The sequence below is a fragment of the Fodinibius sediminis genome (assembly GCF_900182555.1).
GTDB lineage: Bacteria > Bacteroidota > Rhodothermia > Balneolales > Balneolaceae > Fodinibius > Fodinibius sediminis.
Genome location: NZ_FXTH01000003.1, coordinates 229,166 through 251,620 on the forward strand (window position 1 = coordinate 229,166; position 22,455 = coordinate 251,620).

Annotated in this window: 20 protein-coding genes; 6 read left to right on the top strand and 14 right to left on the bottom strand. The window is 50.2% G+C overall.

Annotated features, from left to right (window positions below; all coding sequences use genetic code 11):
• Positions 1 to 61: 61 nt before the first annotated feature.
• The 14 genes from FN808_RS04905 to FN808_RS04970 all read right to left on the bottom strand — a co-directional run bounded on the left by FN808_RS04905 (position 62) and on the right by FN808_RS04970 (position 16,226).
• The gene (locus tag FN808_RS04905; RefSeq protein ID WP_142713443.1) at positions 62 to 1,882 is read right to left on the bottom strand and encodes a hypothetical protein; all 1,821 of its coding nucleotides are present in this window, start codon (positions 1,880 to 1,882) and stop codon (positions 62 to 64) included.
• Between the two features lie 63 nt (positions 1,883 to 1,945).
• Entirely contained in the window at positions 1,946 to 2,665 is a 720-nt protein-coding gene (gene ric, locus FN808_RS04910) for an iron-sulfur cluster repair di-iron protein (RefSeq protein ID WP_142713444.1), read from the bottom strand.
• Between the two features lie 63 nt (positions 2,666 to 2,728).
• Positions 2,729 to 3,799: a COX15/CtaA family protein gene (locus FN808_RS04915; protein ID WP_142713445.1), complete on the bottom strand. Its 1,071-nt coding sequence runs from the start codon at positions 3,797 to 3,799 to the stop codon at positions 2,729 to 2,731.
• A gap of 35 nt (positions 3,800 to 3,834) precedes the next feature.
• Complete coding sequence (gene ppdK, locus FN808_RS04920; protein WP_142713446.1) at positions 3,835 to 6,483, bottom strand: pyruvate, phosphate dikinase; 2,649 nt, start codon at positions 6,481 to 6,483, stop codon at positions 3,835 to 3,837.
• A gap of 11 nt (positions 6,484 to 6,494) precedes the next feature.
• Entirely contained in the window at positions 6,495 to 7,871 is a 1,377-nt protein-coding gene (gene hemN / locus FN808_RS04925) for an oxygen-independent coproporphyrinogen III oxidase (protein WP_142713447.1), read from the bottom strand.
• Between the two features lie 100 nt (positions 7,872 to 7,971).
• Complete coding sequence (locus FN808_RS04930; RefSeq protein ID WP_142713448.1) at positions 7,972 to 8,763, bottom strand: ABC-2 transporter permease; 792 nt, start codon at positions 8,761 to 8,763, stop codon at positions 7,972 to 7,974.
• A complete protein-coding gene (locus FN808_RS04935; RefSeq protein ID WP_142713449.1) occupies positions 8,760 to 9,470 on the bottom strand; it encodes an ABC transporter ATP-binding protein in 711 nt (236 codons plus the stop codon). Before FN808_RS04935 ends, FN808_RS04930 begins: the two co-directional genes overlap by 4 nt.
• A complete protein-coding gene (locus FN808_RS04940) occupies positions 9,467 to 10,711 on the bottom strand; it encodes a nitrous oxide reductase family maturation protein NosD (protein ID WP_221929907.1) in 1,245 nt (414 codons plus the stop codon). Before FN808_RS04940 ends, FN808_RS04935 begins: the two co-directional genes overlap by 4 nt.
• 31 nt (positions 10,712 to 10,742) lie before the next feature.
• On the bottom strand, positions 10,743 to 11,189 hold the full coding sequence (locus FN808_RS04945; RefSeq protein WP_185958253.1) for a nitrous oxide reductase accessory protein NosL: 447 nt from the start codon (positions 11,187 to 11,189) through the stop codon (positions 10,743 to 10,745).
• A 56-nt stretch (positions 11,190 to 11,245) separates the two neighbouring features.
• Complete coding sequence (locus tag FN808_RS04950; RefSeq protein ID WP_142713451.1) at positions 11,246 to 11,815, bottom strand: hypothetical protein; 570 nt, start codon at positions 11,813 to 11,815, stop codon at positions 11,246 to 11,248.
• A gap of 83 nt (positions 11,816 to 11,898) precedes the next feature.
• Positions 11,899 to 13,875: a Sec-dependent nitrous-oxide reductase gene (nosZ, locus tag FN808_RS04955; RefSeq protein WP_142713452.1), complete on the bottom strand. Its 1,977-nt coding sequence runs from the start codon at positions 13,873 to 13,875 to the stop codon at positions 11,899 to 11,901.
• 44 nt (positions 13,876 to 13,919) lie between these two features.
• Positions 13,920 to 14,396 carry a c-type cytochrome gene (locus tag FN808_RS04960; RefSeq protein WP_142713453.1) on the bottom strand — a complete coding sequence of 159 codons (477 nt, stop codon included), beginning with the start codon at positions 14,394 to 14,396 and terminating at the stop codon, positions 13,920 to 13,922.
• Between the two features lie 343 nt (positions 14,397 to 14,739).
• Positions 14,740 to 15,192, bottom strand: a complete 453-nt coding sequence (locus tag FN808_RS04965) for an RrF2 family transcriptional regulator (RefSeq protein ID WP_142713454.1) — start codon at positions 15,190 to 15,192, stop codon at positions 14,740 to 14,742.
• Between the two features lie 128 nt (positions 15,193 to 15,320).
• Positions 15,321 to 16,226, bottom strand: a complete 906-nt coding sequence (locus FN808_RS04970) for a sugar-binding transcriptional regulator (protein ID WP_221929922.1) — start codon at positions 16,224 to 16,226, stop codon at positions 15,321 to 15,323.
• Positions 16,227 to 16,383: 157 nt separating this feature from the next.
• Between FN808_RS04970 and FN808_RS04975 the strand changes: the two genes are divergently transcribed.
• The 6 genes from FN808_RS04975 (at position 16,384) to FN808_RS05000 (ending at position 22,352) form a co-directional block, all read left to right on the top strand.
• Positions 16,384 to 16,581 carry a hypothetical protein gene (locus tag FN808_RS04975; RefSeq protein ID WP_142713456.1) on the top strand — a complete coding sequence of 66 codons (198 nt, stop codon included), beginning with the start codon at positions 16,384 to 16,386 and terminating at the stop codon, positions 16,579 to 16,581.
• A 114-nt stretch (positions 16,582 to 16,695) separates the two neighbouring features.
• Positions 16,696 to 17,286, top strand: a complete 591-nt coding sequence (locus FN808_RS04980; RefSeq protein ID WP_142713457.1) for an RNA polymerase sigma factor — start codon at positions 16,696 to 16,698, stop codon at positions 17,284 to 17,286.
• 409 nt (positions 17,287 to 17,695) lie between these two features.
• Positions 17,696 to 18,742: a sugar phosphate isomerase/epimerase family protein gene (locus FN808_RS04985; RefSeq protein ID WP_142713458.1), complete on the top strand. Its 1,047-nt coding sequence runs from the start codon at positions 17,696 to 17,698 to the stop codon at positions 18,740 to 18,742.
• A gap of 43 nt (positions 18,743 to 18,785) precedes the next feature.
• Entirely contained in the window at positions 18,786 to 19,940 is a 1,155-nt protein-coding gene (locus FN808_RS04990) for a Gfo/Idh/MocA family protein (RefSeq protein ID WP_142713459.1), read from the top strand.
• Between the two features lie 47 nt (positions 19,941 to 19,987).
• The gene (locus FN808_RS04995; RefSeq protein WP_221929908.1) at positions 19,988 to 21,040 is read left to right on the top strand and encodes an aldose 1-epimerase family protein; all 1,053 of its coding nucleotides are present in this window, start codon (positions 19,988 to 19,990) and stop codon (positions 21,038 to 21,040) included.
• Between the two features lie 94 nt (positions 21,041 to 21,134).
• A complete protein-coding gene (locus FN808_RS05000; protein WP_142713460.1) occupies positions 21,135 to 22,352 on the top strand; it encodes a cupin domain-containing protein in 1,218 nt (405 codons plus the stop codon).
• Positions 22,353 to 22,455 lie beyond the last annotated feature (103 nt).

Consider the following 22,455-nt stretch of genomic DNA (forward strand, 5'->3'; position numbering starts at 1 on the left):
AACCACGAGATTTTATTTCATGTTACAGTATGTGGTAACATTGTCAACCGTTTGGTTAGAATCAAGAGGATGTTACCAGGCATTGGGTTTCAAGCTGTTCAAGCAAGCGATTAAGACGCTTCTGCTGCTCCCGTACGGTGGGAGGAATGGAAGCAAGATTTTCATCCCGGTAAGGATCTGTCTGGGCAATATCAAGGCAGTAAGCCATCCCCTTTTCCAGGTTGTTCTTGAATTTTTTCAGTTTCCTGAGGGTACCCTTGCTGCCGTCACTTTGTGCTACAAGATCTTCAAAGTAATCAACATAGAGTACGATTTCCTTGGCAAACATATGGGGGCGTTCGGCAGGCACAAGCGAAGGACATCGTCCGTAAATATGGTCCACCATCTCCCGAAGCGAGTATTCGCCATCGAAAAAGGCAATATTGGGCCCCGGACAGATGGCCTGGGGGGCACGATGTTCGGCCAGGATACCCAGGTCGATGAGGGCCCCGTTGCCCAGGTGGTCGCACAGGCAGGCTTTCCCAAGAACTTTTTCGCGTTCCTTCTCTTTCTGTTCTTCTGCCATTTCGCTCTGGGCGATTTGGTCCAGCTTCAGCAGCTGGTATTGATTGGAAGCCGTACAGATGGGCTGCTCCGTAAATTCGGTATTCGCTTCCAGGAATCCCTTCGGACAGGGCGACCCGGGCTTGTCTTTTGCAATTCGTTTCTTGTGCCACTGTTCTGATCCGGTATTTCGTACATTGTTGAACGGTACGCCCAGAGGTGACACACCACTAAGGTATAGGTCCTTTTCCCTGGCATTTTCAAGGAGTCTTCTCGTCGGCTGGTCTACCGTTGTAGCCTCGGGGACCAGCAGAAATGGGCTGCCCCAGCCTGTGGCATCCATGTCAAAATCCTGGAGCAGGCGGTGGGCTTCACCGCTTACACCAATACCCCCCTGCACCGTAAGCCGTGGTTCTTGAATATCCCAGTCGGCAGAAAACCCATTGCGCTCCTTGTCGTAGTATTTGTCAATCAGCGGCTGGACCGCGGTAGATAACTGATCCCTATTTTCGCGAAATTCCTTTAAGAGGCTCGGTAACAGGAATCCATCGGAGGCGAAGGCATGCCCTCCGCAATTCAATCCCGATTCGATACGGTATTCAAAAACTTCCAATCCTTTTTTTGCCAGGTACTTGCCCTGGATCAGCGCCGATCGGAAGTCACTTACTTTCAGGATGATTTTCTTCTTAATGTCCCCCCTGGTATCCCGGTAAAAATCCTTGAATTCAGTCAGATAATTGTAGAGCCGGGGGTTAAAGCCGGCAGAAAGAATCAGACTGGAGGAAAGGGAGCTTTTTGCATAGCCTCGCAGCGCCGCACTGGCATCACTGAATTCCTGGCTCATCGGCATGCCGCCTTTGGTATAGTTGATCTTATCCACCTTGGCCATGATATTTATATCAATGGAGCCGGGCTGCATCAGCCGCGACAGCTCCGACGACAGGCGATCGCGAAGGCTGCCCTTGTCAGTATGCATCAGCTGATTGTATTTCTTCTTGAGCTCATGACTATCGGGCAGGAGTTCGAAATATTTGGTCTTGTCATTTTTCTCAAAGAACGGCTGGTTTCTGATGCGTTCAAACTTGTTCTGGACAATCTTTTGAACTGTATCCAGGTAGGCGGTGATACGCCGGGCCCGCCCGTCCTCGGCATTGCGCGCAATATTCTTGTAGGGGAAATCAAATTTCCGGCAGTAGTGCTTGCGGATCCGTTCTACCAGGAGATCGTCGACCACGGAAATGACCGAATTAATGCCATAGGGCCCCACCCGGATCGGTGAGTCGATAGAATGGCCGGTCCCCATGACGGGAATGGAAAAATCGTGGAGAAAGTTTAGCATAAGGCATGAAGTTAGTTGAAATATAATACAGCGGCCGGGAATGAATTCCCGGCGCTGAATGAATTAGTGCAGTGTTCGTTCCAGTTCCAAAGCTTTTGGAAAGAGGATGTTATTTTCGAGATGCACATGCTTGTGCAGGTCTTTTTCAAAACCGGCAAGGTTTTCGAACAGGACCCGGTAGGTGGCACAGGCATCCTCGGGGGGCGTGAAGTTATTGCTGAGGCGACGGATTTTCGCCATGGAAGCTCCGGCTTCGTCATGTTCTTCCTCCATCATCGAGATGGGATCAGCCGCCATTCCGAAGTTGTCTATATCGGCTTTTGTGCCTTTTTCCTTGGCTTCCAACAGCTTGTTAATGTAGGGAAAAAGAATACGCTCCTCTTTCTCAAGGTGATTCAGAATTTCGGAATGCATGATTGAAAATTCCTGGTTGATCTGCAGCAGCTCAGGGTGACGCTGTCCATGTACCTTGGCCACTTTATGGGCATAAGCCGCTATCTCGGGTAGTTTGTTCCTCGTAAATTTATGGTGGTTATTGACAATATAATCGATCAGAAAATCCAGGGACCATTGATTGTAATTGTGCTGTTCGACACCATTTTTCTTCAGTCCCTGCAGTGCTTTTTTTACGTCCAGCGGGTCAATGTTTTTGTCGACGGCGGCTTCTTCAATGGTTTTATTTCCCCCGCAGCAGAAATCGAGGCCAAAGTTTCGGAAGACCTGAGCCGCGCGGTAGTCATTGGCTACAATTTGTCCAACAGTTTGTGTTTGCAAAGTTTCCATAGTGTAGATTGTGTGGTTTTCGGTTATTGAAAATGGTTATTTATTAATTAAGACTATTTTGTCTTAATATACGGTCAATTTTGCTGAGTGTATAGTCTTTTTTTGGAGATGGTGATAGTAAAAAAGCCAGCCGATCCAAAAGAGTACGGCTCCTGCCTGGTGCATGACCCCCAGGACCAGCGGTACATGCCAGAGAACGGTCGCAATGCCCAGCAGGTATTGAAGGACCAGCAAAATGAGCAGCAGGTCGGCCTTGCGCTTGAGGGATGGGATCAGGGATTCAAAGGATCGCGTTCGCCACCAAAGTACAATAACCAGCAGGCTCAGGAGGGTTCCCAGCAGGCGGTGTGTAAATTGCACCATTCCCGGATTTTCCAGGAAATTGATGACCGCCGGTTGCAATGCCCAGGCATTCAGGGGCAGCCACTGGCCATTCATAAGTGGAAAAGTGTTGTAAATATAGCCTGCGTCAAGCCCGGCTGTGAAGCCGCCCCAGACGATCTGGAGGAAAAAGGCCACTCCAACAAGAAGAGCCCAGTTTTTCAGCACTCCTGCGGTTTCTGGTCTTTGCTGTAAGGCCCCTTCCCTGTTCAGGTCGAGGGCATACCAGGCACAAAGGGATATGAGGACGATGGCCAGTAACAGGTGCACAGCCAATCGGTAATGACTAACATAGGGAACATCGACAAGTCCGCTTTTGACCATAATCCAGCCCATGATTCCCTGCAGGGCTCCCATGCCGAACAGAACAGCGGCGCGGCGGAGCATGCGCCGGCTAAAATAGCCTTTCAGCCAGAAGAAAAGAAAAGGGAGCAGAAATACGAGGCCAATTACTCGTCCCAGAAGGCGGTGAAGATACTCCCAGAAAAAAATCGCTTTGAATTCTGTGAGCGACATCCCGGCATTAAGCTGCTGGTACTGTGGAAATTGCCGGTATTGTTCAAAGGTAGCCAGCCATTCAGACTCATTCATCGGGGGGAAGGCTCCCATGACAAGGCTCCAGTCAGACATCGAAAGCCCCGAGTCTGTAAGCCTGGTGATCCCCCCTATGATGAGTATCATAAAAATAAGCGCAACTCCTGTCCACAGCCAAACGGCAACGTATCGGTCTGTTTGATTGTTCGGTGGTTGCATTAATAATTATTAAAATTATAGTTGATCAATGATTGTTAGTGACGTCCGACCGCACTAAGACGCGCCTGCGCCGCGGCGAGCCGTGCTACCGGCACGCGGTAAGGGGAACAGGAAACGTAGTTAAGGCCCAGGTTATAGCAGAAGCGGACACTGACGGGATCCCCCCCGTGTTCTCCGCAAATGCCCACCTTCAGGTTTCTTTTGACGCTGTGTGCTTTTTCTGTGGCCATTCTGACCAGTGATCCGACCCCCTCCTCATCAAGCACCTGGAAAGGGTCATTCTCGAGTATACCTTCCTGGAGATAAGATTCCAGGAACTTGCCGGCATCATCGCGGCTGTATCCGAAAGTCATCTGGGTCAGGTCGTTGGTGCCAAAAGAGAAAAACTCTGCCTCCTCGGCAATTTTATCAGCGACAAGAGCGGCCCTGGGCACTTCAATCATGGTTCCCACTTTATAGTCCACGGTCTCCTGCTCCTCCTCGAAAACCTGAAGGGCAACGTGATCGATGACCTCATGTTGATGAATGAACTCCTCGGAGGTTCCTACCAGGGGGATCATGAGTTCCGGTTCCACATGCCTTCCTTCCTTTTTAAGCTTGATGGCCGCCTGCAGTATGGCCCGGGTTTGCATTTCGGTAATTTCGGGATAGGTGATACCGAGTCGGCAGCCACGGTGGCCGAGCATGGGGTTAAATTCCCTGAGCATTCTGATTTTTTGTCTGAGCTCCTGGACAGCTATGTCCAGCTCGCGGGCGAGGGCTTTGATTTCCGGCTCTTCATCCGGCAGGAATTCGTGCAGGGGCGGGTCAAGCAGCCGCACGGTTACGGGCAGTCCTTCCATGGCGCCGAATATTTCGATAAAATCCTCCCGCTGGTATGGCAGCAGGCCCTGGAGCGCTTTTTTGCGTTCCTCGCTGCTTTCCGAGAGGATCATGCGGCGCATTTCCTTGATCCGTTCCTCGCCAAAAAACATGTGTTCGGTCCGGGCCAGCCCGATGCCCTCCGCACCGAATTCCCGCGCCTTGGTTGCATCCTCGGGGGTATCGGCATTTGTCCGCACCTCCATGTCTCGGATGTCGTCCACCCAGCTCATAAACGTATGATAATTGTCACTGAAGGAGGGCTCTTCAACCGGTTTTCTCCCCTTGATGACGATGCCCCTGGCGCCGTCAATGGAAATCCAGTCGCCTTCCCTGATTACAGTACTGCCATTTTTGAAAAGCTGTTTCTGGTAGTTGATCACAATATCATCGCAGCCGGCTACACAGGGCTTGCCCCAGCCCCGGGCCACTACGGCTGCATGGCTGGTCATGCCGCCCCGAGAGGTTAAAATCCCCTCTGCGGCCGACATGCCGCCTACATCTTCGGGACTGGTTTCAATGCGAACCAAAATAACCGGCTCTCCTTTTTTGTGTTCCTGCTCCGCCTTCTCGGAGCTGAAGACAACCTTGCCCACGGCGGCCCCGGGGGAGGCGGGCAGGCCGTGTCCGATGATGGAATCGTTATCAATGTCGGACTGGCTCAGCTGGGGATGAAGGAGCTGATCGAGGTGCCGGGGTTCCACCAGATTCAACACCGCTCCCTTCCTGGATATCAGTCCCTCTTCGACCATGTCGGTTGCTATTTTAAGCGCAGCAGTTCCCGTTCGCTTGCCGTTGCGGGTTTGAAGGATATAGAGGGTGCCCTGCTGGATGGTAAACTCAATATCCTGCATATCCTGGTAATGCTGCTCCAGCTTTTCAGTCACCTCCAGCAGTTCTTCATAGCTTTGCGACATATCCGCCTGGAGTTCGTTGATGTTGCGGGGCGTGCGTATGCCGGCCACAACGTCTTCGCCCTGGGCATTGACCAGGAACTCGCCGTAGAGTTCTTTGGTACCGTCGGCGGGATTTCGTGTGAAACAGACTCCGGTGGCGCAATCTTGTCCCATATTGCCGTAGACCATTGCCTGTACGTTTACGGCCGTTCCAAGGAGCCCGGTAATGCGGTTGATCTTGCGATAGGTCTGTGCCCTTTTGCTGCTCCAGGATCCAAAAACAGCATCAATCGCCAGGTGAAGCTGTTTATTGGGATCCTGCGGGAAATGATCGCCGGTATTTTCGCGGTACACGGTCTGATAACGATCTACCAGCTCTTTCAGCTCCTCAACACCCAGTTCCGTATCGAGATCGGCCCCGTGTTCGTCCTTGAGTTTTTGCAGGACCTCTTCAAATTCTTCGTGGTTGATTCCCATAACCACATTGCCAAACATATCGATGAAGCGGCGGTAGCAGTCGTAGGCAAAACGTTCGTTATTCGTTTTTTGGGCTAATCCCTGAACCGACTGATCATTAAGTCCGAGGTTAAGTACCGTATCCATCATGCCGGGCATGGAAATAGCCGCCCCCGATCGTACCGAGACCAGCAGGGGATCAGAGGCATCGCCGAAGGAAAGGTCCATCAAACCTTCCACATGACGCACGCTTTCCTGGACTTGTTCCTCCAATCCGACGGGCCATTCGCCGTTGTAGGTATTGTAATAATCGCAGATCTCAGCTGAAAGGGTAAATCCCGGGGGGATGGGCAAATCAATGGCGCTCATTTCAGCCAGGTTGGCCCCTTTGCCGCCCAGTAAATTTTTCATGGATTTGTCTCCTTCCGCTTTGCCGCCGCCAAAGGTGTAAACGTATTTTTTTGGTTTCATAAGAGGCTCCCTCACACAGTTTTTGAGAATTGTTGTTTGGTACTGGAAGTATTCAGGTATTGATCGAAGCACATGGCAATATTCCGCAGGAAAAGCCGCCCCTTTTCGGTGATTTGAAGTCGGTCAGCTGATTCCATGATTAAACCATCCTCTTCGAAGGTTAACAGTTGTGCCCGTTCAGAGGCGAAGTAATCCTGAAAATCTATAGTCCACTTTTTGGACATCCGGTTATAATCAATACCCATCCGGCACATGATATTCATTATAACATCTTTGCGAATAAGATCCTCCCTTTTCAGGGCCAATGTTTTAAAAATGGGGGAATCACCCGCATCAAGGTACCGGTAGTAGTCGCCGAGCTCTTTGGTATTCTGCCAGTAGTAGCGGCCTACATTTGAAATGCCGGACATGCCGAAGGCATAAAGATCGGCTCCGGAATGGGTACTGTATCCCTGGAAGTTTCGCTGAAGCGTGTTTTCATCCATCGCCCGGCTGAGTTCTTCGTCTTCTCTTGAAAAGTGGTCCATGCCGATGAAACGGTAGCCCCTTTCGGTCAGGTAAGAAATGGACTGTTGCAGCATGCCCAGCTTTTGGTCGGTAGAAGGCATTTCTTCTTCCTTCAGCAGCTTCTGGGCCGGCATGACACTGGGAATATGGGCGTAACTGTACACGGCCAGCCTGTCAGGTTGAAGCTGAAGTACGTCGTCCATGGTTTGCTTGAATGTGTGAAGTGTTTGCCGGGGCAAGCCGTAAATGAGATCAAAGTTGACAGAGTTGATGCCGGCTTCGTCCAGCCAGTGGGCTACCTGACGCGTCTGTTCAAACGGCTGGATCCGGTGAATGGCCTCCTGCACCTCGGGATTGGTATCCTGGACGCCCAGGGAAGCCCGGTTGCATCCAATTTCACTGAGTGCGGTGATATGGTCCCGGGTACAGCGGCGCGGGTCGATCTCCACCCCGAATTCTGTTGAGGGGGTGAGTCGAAACCGGCTGGCAATGGCTGCACCCAGCCGGCGAAGCTGCCGGGGTTTCAGAAAGGTGGGGGTACCGCCGCCGAAATGAATTTGGGTTACCGGTGAATCCGGGTACAGCATATCAGCAATGAGATCCATTTCCTTTTCCAGATAATCGAGGTATGCATCGCCCCGGTCCTGGTCTTTGGTTATTATTTTGGTACAGCCGCAGTACCAACACAGTGAAAAACAGAACGGGATATGAAAATAAAGGGATACCGGACGGGGCCGTTGATTGCGATCCCGCAGGTACCGGTGCAGGGCTTCGACCTCTCCGTCATCCGCTTCGCCAAATTGCACCGCCGTTGGATAGGAGGTATAGCGCGGGCCCTGGATGTTGTATTTTTTTATGAGGTTTAAGTCAATATTATCCATAACACAAAGAAGTTAGATGGGTCGCATAACAAAAGTGCGATCCCGTCATTATAAACGCTGCATCATGCCGGGTTGGCTTCACCGATTGATGATGCATTTCTTAGAAATCCTTTTTCTTGAAAAGCTGAACGCTTCGCCACAGGGGCAGCCCCAGCCATATCATCAGGCAGCCTGCCGCTACGCTCATGCCGAGCATGCTTCCGAAGAAGCGGCTAAATACGGCTCCGGTATATCCCATGAGGGCCGAAACATCAAAATTGAGCAATACCGTTATACGGGCCAGATCGATTGGGTTGATCAAGGCGAGAGCAAGCATGGGTTTTTCAATAGGGTAATCGCCAAAGGTGACGATGGTCAGCAGGACAAGCCCGTCGTAGAGTATAGCCAGGAAAAGCCAGCTGACAAGGGCAAATCCAAGGCCTTTGATACGGTCATTGAAGAATGCAAGTGCGAGCCAGAAACCAAGCCCGGTAAACAGCAGGGTTAAAACATTGCCGAGTACCAGTACCAGGAGAACGGACACTATCGGAGAAGTGGCTATGATGCCGCTGTAGAGCATGGGAAGTCCAACACCCAGGCTGAATGCCAGGGCCAGGGGCATGGCTACGCCGCCGAACAGTCCCCAGAACAGGGTCCTGCGGTTGAGGGGCTGCGCCAGCAGCAGTTCCGTAAATTCGCGCGATTGATACAGATACAAAGCCCCGTAAATCATGCCAACCAGCGGGATCAAAAGCAACATCACATTAGCAATACTGAGCATTGCTTTGGGGCCCGTGCCTCCAAAGCGGATCATGGCATCAGCAACTAACAGGTAGATGAGCCCGTAACCAATAATCCACTTTCCACGAAAGAGGTCCTTCCATTGGTATTTTAAAATGGTCAGTGTTTTCATGCCGTTACCTCTTCCATCATTTTAGCTACAGCTTCTTCGAGTCGTTGCTCTTTCTGTTTTTCGATAAGTTCTTTCATGGGGCCGTGATATCTGATCCTGCCTTCCACGATAAAGATCAGGTAATCAGCCAACTCCTCAATTTCGCTCATGATATGCGAAGTGAGAAGAATCGTTTTTCCTGCTTCCTTTTCTCTATGGACCAGTTTTTTGAATTGAACGCTCGCCCTGGGGTCCAGGCCTGCCGTTGGCTCATCGAAAATCAAAATCCGGGGATCAAACATCATAGCCAGCACAGCTCCCACTTTCTGACGGGTCCCACCAGAGAGTGTACGCATTCTTTTGTCCAGCTCGGGTTCCAGGTCGAAATATTCGATGAGTTTTGCTTTGTTGTCAGTCGGATTTCCGCGGACCTCACTGATAAATTCAAAGAGCTCATTGACAGACATGTTTTCTGGATATCGGGCAGTTTGTGGCATATAGCCAATATTTTGCCTGTACTGCCACTGTCCCTGTACCGATTCACCGTCAATATAAATAGCCCCTTCCGTTGGCTTAACCAGTCCGAGCAGCGCTTTGATGGTGGTGGTTTTTCCAGATCCGTTGGGCCCCACAATGCCGGTGGCCCGGCCGGAAGGGAGTTCAAGATGTATATTATCAAGTACGGTACGGGGACCAAAATCTTTCCTCAATCCTTTTATGGTAATCATAGTATTTTGGTCATTTTGGGTTGGGAGTCAATAAGGGTTTCCGGGGTAAGCACCGGCATAAATTTTTCCGCCGCATCCAGTATGTCGATAAGCAAACTTCGCAGCAGAAGCAGTGACGGCGGATGTTTTTCCACGATAATGGAGAAAAGCCGGACAGGCCGGTGAGGCACATCGCCTATGCCGTCTTTGTCGAGGTCATATCCTTCATACTGACTCCAGTAGTTGTTATCAAAGGCGTTGTAATTTTGACGACTGTTGGTCGATATCTCAAAGGAGTTCGCAATGAAATTGTTTTCAGTGAAGCGGTTATCGGTGGAGTTGGCCATCAGTTTTATAGCCCATCCATTTTGTCGAAAGCTGTTCTTTTTGATGCTGTTTCGGCTTGTTGCCTCGATATACAGGCCGACGGAGTTATTGACAAATTCATTTCCCTCGATTTGGCTGCGGTTTATTTCTTTCAGTAGCATGCCGTAGGCCGAGGATCCCCAGTTGTCTTCAAATCGATTGTTGATGATTTCAACGTTCTGGGTATACATTACGGCGACGCCTCCTCCATTGTCACGGAAGGTGTTGCCCTCGTAGCGACAGTTGTCGGAATACATAAAGTGGATGCCATACCGGATATTGTGTTCACTGACGTTGCCGGAAATGGTAGCGCCTTCCACAAATTCAAAGTAGAGACCGTCGCGGTGCCCCTCCACATAGTTGCCTTGAATATCTATGTCTTTGGAGTACCAGAGATGAATGCCATTGCCGGAGGAAGTTTCGCGTCCTCCGGAGGCGGTTATATGGTTGTCTTTGATCAATGCATTGGATGATTTTGCCAGGTATATTCCAAAGAAATTATCTGTCAGTGTGACGTTCTCTATGACGGTGTTATTGGTGTTTTCAACCAGGATACCGGCATAATCTTCCATAAAGCTGGTGCTGGCATGTCGTACTTCTATATTTTTTACGGTCACATCATCAGCAGTGATGACAAGCACAAATCCTTTACGGTTTCCGTCAATTACGACCTGCCCCTCACCGATGATCGTCAGGGGCTTGTCTACCGTGATATCATATTCATCGTAGTGCCCTTCCTTGAGGACCAGCGTGTCGCCGGAACTGGCCAGGGCAATTCCTTCTTTGACCGAAGAAACCGGACCATTGGGTGCGACCGTTAGCTGCCGGGCCGAAACAAGCTGGACCTGTGACACCATCCATAGTATTAATGCTGCTATATTTAAAAACGCTCTCATATCCTCAATTCCTTTTTAGATGCCGACTCTGTTACAGTTGGATCCGGGATACCTCCTGCCAGGTCAGGAGGTTACCGGGCTTTTCTGACACATGATTTTCTGCTTCAGCTTTGGAGGGAAAGGCCAGCAGAGATTCTCCCATGGGACTTCTGACAACCTCGCTTTTTACAAATTGGGCCTCCCTGGCATTCAGCCATTGACCGGGTTGGTCGTAATTACTGACATAGAATAGGGCACCGGAAAGTTCTTCCTGGTTTTGCTGCCGGTAGGCCACCATGCATTCAATAGCGTCGAACTTGTAGGCTTTTCCCTTTTCAGTGACCAGCTGGGAAGCAAACTGATTATCCGTGATCATCATTTTGCAGTGAACACATTCATCACTGCCGTAATGAATTTCTGCCGGCTCCTGGCTACAAGCCACGAATAGCACGCTGGTGATGGTCAGCAGCAGGATGCGCATGGTTGATATTTTTTCCATAATGATTACCTCAATCCTTTTTTTGGGCATCCAATCCAATGATGCCTTTTGTTACTTTACTTCTTGGAACTGGTCCACCAGACCGTTGTGGCAATGGACATCGACACTAGTGCAATATAAAATCCTATGTGTGGCAGTGAAGTGGCATTAATGTTCAACAGCTGTTTACTGCCGATCAGTGGGGGCTGATAGGTCATACCAGGGACTTTAATAGGGGCATTGGGGTCCAGATTATGACCGTAGTCGTACCCCCAGAGATAGAAGTCGACCAGTCCCCCGATGGCGAAAAGTACAAACAGTCCCAGCCAGATCAATACCCAGGTGCGGTTGCCCCAAAGGGCAATTCCCAGGCCCGAAACGATCAGGAAGCCGAAAATATAGGGCATGATCTTTAGCTCCGGGATCGACTCTGGGGTGATCTCCTTCATGCCGATATAATGGTTCAGTCCGTTGATGTTTTGAAGGTGCTGGGGTTCCTTGCCTTCAATGTTATTGACAGAAATATTCATGCCCATGCCCTCGGGGTACTGCGGGGCCTCCATGCTGATACTCCATATGGGGAAGAAATACACCAGGATGAGTATCAGGGACGCAACGGCCATTGCTATTCGGTGGTTTGATTTCATGATTTCCTCTGTTGCAATTAGTTATTAACGTCAAAGAAGAAGGGAGATTTCACCCTCCCTTCCACGAGGATTGAGGTCGTGTGTCATTGACCTGTTCCGTAGGTGATTTCTGTACTTGAATTTGCGGGAGAAACGCGTATGTAGCCGGACATCTCCTGGTGGAGTGCCGAGCAGAAGTCGGTGCAGTAGAACGGAAAGACCCCTACTTTTTTGGGCTCCCATTTGAGGGTCAGCGTTTCGCCGGGCATGATCAGCAGTTCGGCATTGTTGGCTCCCTTGATGGCAAAGCCGTGTGGTACGTCCCAGTCCTGTTCCAGATTGGTAACATGGAAATAGACTTCGTCGCCTACCTTGATGCCTTCAATATTATCCGGGGTGAAGTGGCTTCGGATGGTCGTCATGTATACATGTACTTCATTGCCGTCGCGTTCCACCCGGGTCTGCTTTTCGCTGGTGGTAGCCCGCGGGTGACCGTTTTCGCTGAGATCGTAGTAGCGTTTCTGTTCCTTGATGACCTTGTCGGCGGTTATTCCCTGGGCATAGTGTGGTTCGCCCTCCGTGGGGAAGTCCAGCAGCAGCTTCATCTTGTCCCCGGAAATGTCAATCAGCTGTGCAGAGTGGAACATTTCGGGTCCGGTCGGCAGGTAGCGGTCTTTGGTAATCTTATTGAGCGCTACCAGGTATTTGCCGTCCGGGTTCTGGCTATCGCCGCCGGGAATCATCAGGTGACCGGGTGAGTAGTAGACATCGATGCGGTCGACTACTTCGGTTTTTTCAATGTCCCATTTTACGATTTCAGAGGAGATGAACGCCGTGGTATAGGCATATCCGTTTCCGTCAAACTCGGTGTGCAGCGGTCCCAGGCCCGGGTTTTGGACCTCGCCGTGCAGGATGGAGTCGTAATTGAGGACCGGAATGCCCATTACTTCGCCTTCAAAATTTTCGTTAGCTATGGCTTCCTCCATTTTGGCAAATGAGTGTACCGGAATGACCGTAGAGAGCTTGCCGCCGGCCACAATGTACTGCCCGGTGGGGTCTACATCGACTCCGTGGGGCGATTTGGGGGTAGGCAGAAAATAGACAAGGCCTTCCAGTTCACGAGGATCGAGTACGCGAACCTCCTCAATAAGCTCGCTTTTGGCGATGCCGCCCTCTTCATGGTCGATATAATTCCGATAGTGCTTGCCGGGAATTACCTTTCCTTCGCCTTCCCGCGCATATTCAGCGGCTTTCTCCCAGTTAATGGCAGCGATAAAGTCTTTGTCATTCTTGGAAGCGTTGATTTCCAGGAGTGTATTGGCCTGTTCGCTGTTGTAGCTGGTAAAGAATGACCAGCCGTCGGAGGGGCCTTTGCCGGCATGTGACAGGTCATAATTGAAACCCGGCATCATGATTTGGAAGTCGATGTTCATTTTTCCTTCCTCATTCACTTTGATAAAGGAGATGGTTCCCTTGAAGTTCTCCTTGTAGGTATCAATAGAGACATCCATGTTGCTCAGGTCCTCTTCATCCATGGGGATGCTGAAACGCGTCGCCGCCGACACATATTCGGTGTTGGGGGTTACAAAGGAGGATGCATGGTTACCGGCCGAGTTTGGAATTTCGATAATTTCCTGTGTTTTGAAATCGTCGAGGCCAATACGTGCAATACGTGGGGTATTGTTTTCATTGATAAACACCCACCGCCCATCGGTTTCTCCGTTTGTCTGTGATAGTTCCGGATGGTGGGCATCGCCCCAGGGTACAAAGCCATCGGTGGTCTGGAACATGGCTTTTGTTTCTTCACTGTAGCCATATCCGTTCACGGCCGCCTGGGAAAAAACCGGGATGGTAAACAGGTGTCGCCCTGATGGAAGCCCGTAAACGCCGAGCTGACCATTGTATCCGCCGGAAAAGAATCCGTAGAATTCATCGTGTTCGCCCGGTGCCACGTATACCTGTTGAGCCGCTTCTGCACTGGATCCGAGTTCGCCGTTTGACGAACATCCATACGACAGCAAGCCAAGCAAGGCAACGACAGGCAGTGACCAAAGCCAATGTTTTGTTGTTGTAGTCTTCATGGTATTCCTCTTTATGTATTTTTGATGTGATTTATTAGTCATTGTTATTCCGCCATGTCCGATGCGAGATAGGCCACGATGGCCCGCGCTTCTTCCCGGCTCAAATTTTGATTCGCCATGGGCGTCATATATTCCTGCAAAAGGGCCTGCCCGATTGGATGCTTATCAACCATCTCTTCCGGATTCAATATCATGTTCATGATGAATGCGGGGGTGCGCGTATCCGTTATTCCCCCCAGAGGAGGACCTACATAGCGGCTGTCCATTTTGTGGCAGGCCGAACATTTGGTTTCAAATAATTGGGCACCTTTTTCTGCCAGGGCGGGATCAATATCTTCGAGCTTAATGGGTTCTGTTACCGGTCCGATACCGTGTTCGAGTTGGAAGTCTGTCAGCTCAGTGCCGTTGGCGGAGTCTTCGGTTTCCGAGTTACTGCCAGATTCTTGTCCACCACAACCAACCATGGTTGCTAAACTTATAATAATGATGACGGGGAGCAGTTTGCTGATTTGGTTTTTCATTGATTTCAATCCTCAGTCTATTTGTTATCTGATAAGAGTGTTGTAATTCCTAGTATTGCGGTCAGTGATGACACCAGCGGCATGAGTGGTTGGGTTGTATTCTGTGCTGATCGCATAAATTCATAATTAAGAGTATTTTGTATGATTTATATTTATAAGTGAACAATTTACGTGCCAATTTTACAGTATTTGATTTAATATCGCGATTGCAGCCGATGAGCGGCGATAAAATGTTGATTCAAGTGATTTGTAAGTATCGCTCTTGATAAATCGTCAATGGGTATTGCAGTTCTGCAAGACATCGGTTCATCCGTTTTTGAACTTCTGCAAGGGTCTTGCAGAATTATTCCCAGGTAAATTTGCCATCGGCTGTAATCCTCAGGTTCATTTTCTTTCCTTTATTGGCCATCTGTGTCAGGCTTGTAGACTCGAGCATTTCCCGAATTTCATCCCGCGTGCTGGCCCACATATCATGGAGCGGGCAGGGCTTTTCAATTCCACAGCCCGGCAGGCCCAGCGCACATTCTGTTAATAGGTCCTCCCCGTCAATGGCAATGACAATATCCAGCAGTGTTATTTCCTCACCGGATTTGGAAAGACGTACGCCCCCCTTGGGGCCCTTCAGGGATTCCATCAGATCCACAGCCGTTAGTTGCTGAAGGATTTTAGTGAGAAAGTGAAAAGAGATATCCAGCTTTTCGCTCAGTTCCTTGATAGAGGTGTAGTTTCCATTCTGATTAGAAGCGAGCAGCAGAGTGGCCCGCAATCCATAAACACACGACTTTGATAATAACATGCGACAATCTATTTAAGAGTAATTTGTCTTAAATATATTCTAATTTTTGATTGCCGTCAAATAATTTTTGCCAGAATAGTGTGAAAAGATCTGCAGGGCGCTCATGAGCAAGTATGGTGTTTGGGCATTCAGTCGGAAAGCAACAGTTCCACTGTTTGGTTGTCGGTAATCAAAACGTCAATGAGTCCCCCATTTAAAGCCCCCCGTATAACATTGGCCTTTTGGGTTCCGCCTGCAATGCCTACGACGGTGTCGACCTGCTTCATTTCCTCCAGGGAAATGCCGATAACCAGGTCTTTGAGACTCGAATCGATTTCTTTGCCGTCCGTATCGAAAAAGCGAAGGGCAATATCTCCTACTGCCTTCGAGTTTATGATCTCCTCATACAGCTCGGGCGGTAGTTCTTCATTCGTATGATCCAGAACGGGATTTGTTTCAAGGGCTCCTATGCCAACGCACAGGGTGTTGATTTCCGAAAACATATCCAGAGCACCGTTCACCTGCCGGTCTGATAGCAACACTTTCTTGGCCTCGGTGCTGCTCACAATACCCGGTGCAGGGAGCAGGGTCAGCCGGCTGTGGAGAAGCTGGGAAAGTCTCCTGGAGATGTCGGTGGCATGTGCTTTCGCCTCGGGGGGACCAACCCCGCCCAAAGCCTGCACGACATGTACATCATCCACTTTTTTGGCCGGCATGGCATCGATCATGGCCTGCAGCGTAGTTCCCCATGATACCCCGATAACATCCCCTTTTGCGATGGTGCGGTGCAGGTAGTTTGCGGCTGCGGAACCGACTTCCCGTTTGAGAGAAGGTTCGGAAATCTGAGCATCTGCATCAACAATCAACGCCTCTCTGAGTCCAAATTTCTTTTCCAAGGCTTTCTCCAGTTCCATGAAGCTGTCACTGGGAGAAATAACCGATATGCGCACGATGCCTTCTTCCCTCGCCTGCTTCAGGAGCCGTGAAACCTTGGGACGTGAAAGGTGAAGCCGGTTTGCTATTTCCTGCTGATTCAGGTTTTGATCGTAGTACATAGAGCTGACTTTGCTCAGCAACCGGTTTTTAATAGACTTGTCGCCTCTTACCATATAAATAAAAATCTAAATACAGCTATAACGGACCAACGGGATTTATATAGCGGTTATTGTTCCTGCCAAAGATAAACAAACCATCGTAAAACAGAAATTTCCTGTGAAGGGAAGCACGCTACGCCTGCCGCCGACGCCGGCAGGGCAGGTCGGCAGCGGGCCAAGAAGAGCGACCGCCAATAAATTTGCAGTAAATAAAAAAATAGATAAAAAATTTTTAGTTGACATTGAAAATATTTCTTTTAATTTGAGAGAAGAACATTTATTCACTACTGAACAAATGTTCATTTTGTCGGACTGACCTTCCCTTCGTAGGTGTGTTGATTATAAAAGTACCGGGCTCAGCGGATCATGCGCTGCCCGGCAGGGGATGGGTTTTGGATAATGGGAAATTTATAAATAATGAGGATGGTGTATGTTTGTACATATTGATAAACCGGAGTATGACAGAGGCAGTGGGACGACAGACATTGATGAGTTATGGTCGCATCTGAGAAGGGGGGATGAAAGGGCACTGTCAGAATTGTATTGTGTTTCCTATGCGTGGCTATTCAGCTATGGGTACCGGATTGTGCCGCAGGAGGCCTTTGTAAAGGATGCAATGCAGGATCTTTTCCTGATTTTGTGGGAAAAAAGAAACCGCATCAACAAGGCACGTTCTGTCCGATCCTATCTTCGATCCGCGCTGCGGCGACTTATCTTCCGGCGGATGCGAAAGCAGAATAATCGTACCCGGCGCAATCACGACTATGGGCAGGAGCATGATGTTGAGTTGAGAAACATGGAGGAGCTCATTATCGGTTTTGAGCTCGACGAGGAACGAAAAAAACGACTGGCTCTTGCCATCCGGACCCTGAGCAAGCGACAAAAGGAAGCCATTCACCTTAAGTATTATGATGGCTTTTCCAATACAGAGATTGCAAAGATTATGGATATAAACAAGCAAAGCGTATACAATCACGTATCAAAGGCCATCAGTAAAATGCAGAATTTTGTACAGGAGTAGCTAGCAACTCAGCCCGAAGGTCTTGAAATTTGCTCAGTTATGCTCACGCTGCATGTCAGAAGTAGCATATCTAAAGTAACTTTGGTTTGTTATCGCTGACAACAAGGGTGATAATGCTTGCAGAACTCAACATTGAGTAAAATAAGAGTATAATTTTAATGTGGTTGTCTCTTTGTAATAAAAGTTTTTGCAAATTATTTTTTAAATGAGATAATTAGATAGCCGGGGGGAACCCAGGATAAGGGAAAATACAGCTGATATCACAGGAGATTATCCATTCCATAAATAGCCCGGCTTTAAATTCCGGCGGGTATGGAAGCAAGTCATGTGGCATCAGCGGCTATCCACTTCCGCCTGCTTGACATTTAGCGTCATATTCATCATCAATTTCTAATTAAAATATAAAGCTATGCAGGAAAACAATTATCCAAAACTACATAATGCAGCGTGGCCGGGAGTTGTGGGAAAAGGACCGGACTCTGAACCTACCATTGATCTCGATTCGATGCTTGAGATGACTGCTGCAGCCGAGGTCGACGGCACGGGCTTCGACGGTATTGACCTCTTTTTATACGATCCACACATCGACATTGACAGTTCGGAAGATGACATTAAAGCACTGGCTGAAAAACTGAAAGGCCACGATCTCAAGGCAGGCAGCCTGGTAGCACCGGTCTGGCCCGACATCGGCGGCGGTTCAGCCATGGGCAGCCAAGAGGATCGAAAAAATTTCGTTAAACAGGTCCGAAAGTCCTGTGAAATCGGGAAAGTGCTGCGCGAAGAAGGGGTGCGTCCCTACGGCGTTATACGAATTGATTCGTCCGTGGATCCGGCAAGCTGGGCTGAAAATCCAGCGGAAAATACCAAGCTTATCGCCCAAACCTGGCGCGAGGCCTGTGATGTGGCCGCCGACTATGATGAGGATCTTGCGGCAGAGGGAGAGATCTGCTGGGGCGGCATGCACAGCTGGAAAACCATGGTTGATACACTGGAAGCCGTGGATCGTCCCAATATTGGATTCCAGGCTGATATGGCCCATACGTTGCTGTATTTGCTGGGCTATAACGCTCCCGAAGACCGCATCCTGCCCGAGGACTTTGAGTGGGGAGACCGGGAAGCGCTCACCCGGGGACTCGAAGAGATGACGGCTGCGTTGCGACCATGGACTATCGATTTTCATGTTGCACAAAATGATGGCTCGGTCTTTGGTTCGGGTACGCACGATAAAACGGGGCGCCACTGCCTGCCGAATGATCCCAAGGGAAAGCTTGATATAGCTCAGGATGCCGGCCACTGGCTGCGCGATGAAAATGGAGAGCTGACCAAGGCATTCAAGCACATATGCTGGGATGGCTGCATGTTTCCGAATGAGGTCATGACCAAACAGCAAACCTGGAACGACATTCTTGCTGCGATGATAGAGGTACGCAATCAGCATGGCTGGTCGGAATCGTAGTTGTTAAAATAATCTATTTAAACATATAAATTATCATAGGATTATGGCAGATAAGAAGGAATTGAGAATTGGATTGATCGGCTGTGGCTTTATGGGCCGAACTCATACAAATGGCTATAAGCGGGTCAATGATTTTTTCCCGGAAGTCGGTTATCGACCGGTGTTGAAGACAGTATGTTCCCGAACGGAAGAAAAAGTGCAGGCCTTCGCCGACCAATGGGGCTATGAGTCTATAGAGACGGACTGGCGGGATGTAATTGCCCGTGACGACATTGACGCAGTTGACATCTGCACACCGAACAGTACGCATGAGGAAATTGCAGTGGCCGCGGCCGAAGCAGGTAAAATGGTACTTTGTGAAAAGCCGCTGGCGCGCAATGTGGAAGAGGGACAGCGGATGGTTGATGCCATTGAGAAGGCAGGTGTTCCAAACACAGTCTGGTATAACTACCGGCGGGTACCGGCCGTCTCTTTAATCAAGCATATCATTGATTCGGGTAAGCTCGGCCGCATTTTTCACTACCGGGCAAACTTCCTCCAGGATTTTACCATTAATCCGGATGTTCCCCAGGGCGGAGAAGCACTGTGGAGGCTGGACAAGGAGGTGGCTGGGTCGGGTGTCACCGGCGATCTGCTTGCCCACTGCATCGATACGGCTATGTGGCTGAATGGTGGCATCAAGGATGTTTCTGCCGTCGCTGAAACATTTGTAAAGGAACGGGTGCATCAGGAAACGGGAGAAGAGGAAAAAGTAGAGATCGATGACGCCTGTATTTTCCATTGTCATTTTGACAATGGTTCTCTGGGCCTTTTTGAAGCAACCCGCTACGCCCGGGGGCACAAGGCGTTGTATACGCTCGAAATTAATGGCGAAAATGCCTCGCTCCGCTGGGACCTGCATGACATGAATCGTCTTGAGTTTTTTGATTATGCTGATGAGCCCGAAGTGCGGGGCTGGAGTTCCATCCATGTCACTGAAGGGGAACACCCTTTTATGGATAAGTGGTGGGTGCCCGGACTTTCTATTGGCTATGAGCATACGTTTGTCCACCAGGTGGCCGATTTCCTCAAGAGTCTGGATAACGATGAGCCCTGTTCTCCAACGTTCAAGGAGGCCCAGGAAACGCAAAAAGTGTGCGAGGCCATTCTGGATTCTGCTTCTTCTGGCAGCTGGAAAGAAACAGGCGTGGAATGGTGAGCGCTGTGCAAAGCGGAACGGGAATAGACATTAAATGATAACGTTTGATGGCAGACTCAATAACAAAAAGAAGCTCGCACCTGCTTCCCGGAAGCTGGAAGGGTAAAGTATCAAATTATCAGCAGTTGGGAGGCATTGAAACGGCCGTGCTCGATAATGGTGCCGGCAACGGCACTAGAGTAGCGTGGATAGATACCGGCAGCGGGCTGCGTTTTAAGGTGGTCATTGACCGGGGGATGGATATTGCCGGGGCCTGTTACGACCAGTATAACCTGGCCTGGATAAGCCACGGCGGTATATCCCCTCCCAATCCAGCAGCGGTGGAGGGGGCAACCTGGCTCGATTCTTTTGGAGGGGGGCTGTTGACTACCTGCGGCCTGACCCATGTGGGCGGGCCCGAAGAGGATAAATTCGGGGCCCGGGGGCTGCACGACAGAATCAGTCATATTCCCGCACAGGTGGAATCCATTCAGCAGCCGGATCTCCGGTCGGATGATAAGCAGATGAGCCTGACCGGCAGGATGATACAGAGTTCTGTTTTTGGTCCCCATCTGGAGTTAAAAAGAACCATTGCTGCAACTCTCGGTGAACCGGTTATCCGCATTCATGATGAAGTCACAAATATCGGCAACAGGCCCGCCCCCCACATGCTGCTGTATCACTTGAATTTCGGCTGGCCCCTGGTAGATGAGGAAGCGGAAATTTTCTGGGATGGAGACTGGAAGGCCCCGAACGGGCAAAGCAGTCGAATATTTAATTCCCAGAATGATTTTAAAAAATGCAGCCCGCCGATCGACGATCACCGGGGGGGCGGCGAAGCCGTAGCATTTATTGATATCACACCGGATTCCGCCGGACGGTGCCGCTGCGGGGTGGTCAATTCTGCCATTGATCTGGGATTGGAAGTGGCGTTTTCCAAGTCGCAGCTTCCGTGGCTGACCAACTGGCAGCACTGGGGCGAGCATGAATATGTGATGGCGCTGGAACCCTGCACCAATCCCCCTATCGGGCAGTCGGCCGCGCGAAAAGAGGGGGTGCTGATGCAGCTGGAGGTGGGGGAAACGCGGTCTTACGATGTCAGTCTGACGGTGGGAAGCTGAAGGCTGCCGGCCCGAAGAAGGAGGCAGCGGCTCTGTCTCAGGGCCTGCAAGCCGAACAGGAATTTGATAAATATAAAAATAAAGGAACAAGAACATGAGTAATAATTCTACGATTGCACAACAAGCTTTTGAACAGGGGAAGGGAATTCTAAGGTTGGCCCCCAACTGGGTGCCGCGGTCGTTCTGCGTGCCCGGACGCCGTATTAAACTGCATCCCGATGACTACTATGCGCTGGGTGGAGAGCGCGGCGGGATCGACGAACGGTGGTTCTCTTCAACTACGCCGGCGGACAACGGCCCGCTGACTGGTGAAATTGAAGGGCTGAGTGAGGTCATCTTTGAAGATAACGGATCGACAGAGCGTATTCTGCTCCGGGATGCGGTGCAGGAGCTCAAGGGCGAGCTGATTGGCGATCGTATTTGGGATGAACACGGCTCATGGCCGATGTATTCGAAATTTTTTGATAACAAGGGGGCACTGCCTCACCATGTGCATCACCGCGATGAGCATGCACAGCTTACCGGGCAGAATGGGAAGCCCGAGGCCTACTATTTTCCGCCCCAGGTCAATAACCACGGCGGCGATTTCCCTTACACCTTTTTTGGACTTAACCCGGGCACGACCAAGGAACAGCTGCTGGAATGCCTGAAGAACTTTACCGAAGGCGATAACAAGATTACGAATCTCTCCAGTGCTCAGCGGTTGCAGCCCGGCACGGGCTGGAATGTGCCGCCGGGGCTGCTCCATGCCCCCGGTAGTCTGTGTACTTATGAGCCGCAGAAAGCCTCGGATGTCTTTGCCATGTATCAGTCGCTGGTTGGAGATGCTATTGTACCGGAGGAACTCCTGTGGAAAGATACGCCCGAAGATCGCGTTGGAGATTATGATTTCCTGATCGAAGTGCTGGACTGGGAGCTGAACGTGGATGGGAATCTGCAGGAAAAATGCTTCATGGAGCCCCTTCCCGTAAAAAGCAGGGAGCAGATGGAGTCGGAAGGCTATATTGAAAAATGGATTTGCTATAAATCGGAGGCCTTCAGTGCCAAGGAGCTGACGGTGCTGCCCGGCGAGTCGGTAACAATCAAAGATTCCGGTGCCTACGGTATGATCATGATGCAGGGGCACGGTACGATGGGAGAGTGGAATATTGAGACGCCGTCCCTGATTCGGTTTGGCCAGCTGACCCATGATGAATACTTTGTGAGTGAGCAGGCAGCAAGGGAAGGGGTGCAGATCGTCAACCATTCCAAATCTGACCCCATTGTGATGCTCAAGCACTTCGGACCAGGCAACCCGGACCTGGACATCTAGGCTGGCGAGCGGTGCCACGAGCACCAGCATTCAAAAAGCTGTTGGTGCGGCCGCTGGACCAGTGGACCGTGCCGGCAGGCTTCATGATAGTACAGTATTCTTT

What these genes read in the sequence shown, in the direction of transcription:
- ric (WP_142713444.1), bottom strand. Translation starts at nt 2,665, where the DNA reads ATGGAAACTTTGCAAACACAAACTGTTGGACAAATTGTAGCCAATGAC.
- FN808_RS04905 (WP_142713443.1), bottom strand. Translation starts at nt 1,882, where the DNA reads ATGCTAAACTTTCTCCACGATTTTTCCATTCCCGTCATGGGGACCGGC.
- FN808_RS04960 (WP_142713453.1), bottom strand. Translation starts at nt 14,396, where the DNA reads ATGAAAAACCAAATCAGCAAACTGCTCCCCGTCATCATTATTATAAGT.
- FN808_RS04970 (WP_221929922.1), bottom strand. Translation starts at nt 16,226, where the DNA reads ATGTACTACGATCAAAACCTGAATCAGCAGGAAATAGCAAACCGGCTT.
- FN808_RS04985 (WP_142713458.1), top strand. Translation starts at nt 17,696, where the DNA reads ATGCAGGAAAACAATTATCCAAAACTACATAATGCAGCGTGGCCGGGA.
- FN808_RS04915 (WP_142713445.1), bottom strand. Translation starts at nt 3,799, where the DNA reads ATGCAACCACCGAACAATCAAACAGACCGATACGTTGCCGTTTGGCTG.
- FN808_RS04980 (WP_142713457.1), top strand. Translation starts at nt 16,696, where the DNA reads ATGTTTGTACATATTGATAAACCGGAGTATGACAGAGGCAGTGGGACG.
- FN808_RS04950 (WP_142713451.1), bottom strand. Translation starts at nt 11,815, where the DNA reads ATGAAATCAAACCACCGAATAGCAATGGCCGTTGCGTCCCTGATACTC.
- ppdK (WP_142713446.1), bottom strand. Translation starts at nt 6,483, where the DNA reads ATGAAACCAAAAAAATACGTTTACACCTTTGGCGGCGGCAAAGCGGAA.
- FN808_RS04940 (WP_221929907.1), bottom strand. Translation starts at nt 10,711, where the DNA reads ATGAGAGCGTTTTTAAATATAGCAGCATTAATACTATGGATGGTGTCA.
- FN808_RS05000 (WP_142713460.1), top strand. Translation starts at nt 21,135, where the DNA reads ATGAGTAATAATTCTACGATTGCACAACAAGCTTTTGAACAGGGGAAG.
- FN808_RS04990 (WP_142713459.1), top strand. Translation starts at nt 18,786, where the DNA reads ATGGCAGATAAGAAGGAATTGAGAATTGGATTGATCGGCTGTGGCTTT.
- FN808_RS04935 (WP_142713449.1), bottom strand. Translation starts at nt 9,470, where the DNA reads ATGATTACCATAAAAGGATTGAGGAAAGATTTTGGTCCCCGTACCGTA.
- FN808_RS04965 (WP_142713454.1), bottom strand. Translation starts at nt 15,192, where the DNA reads ATGTTATTATCAAAGTCGTGTGTTTATGGATTGCGGGCCACTCTGCTG.
- hemN (WP_142713447.1), bottom strand. Translation starts at nt 7,871, where the DNA reads ATGGATAATATTGACTTAAACCTCATAAAAAAATACAACATCCAGGGC.
- FN808_RS04930 (WP_142713448.1), bottom strand. Translation starts at nt 8,763, where the DNA reads ATGAAAACACTGACCATTTTAAAATACCAATGGAAGGACCTCTTTCGT.
- FN808_RS04995 (WP_221929908.1), top strand. Translation starts at nt 19,988, where the DNA reads ATGGCAGACTCAATAACAAAAAGAAGCTCGCACCTGCTTCCCGGAAGC.
- FN808_RS04945 (WP_185958253.1), bottom strand. Translation starts at nt 11,189, where the DNA reads ATGGAAAAAATATCAACCATGCGCATCCTGCTGCTGACCATCACCAGC.
- nosZ (WP_142713452.1), bottom strand. Translation starts at nt 13,875, where the DNA reads ATGAAGACTACAACAACAAAACATTGGCTTTGGTCACTGCCTGTCGTT.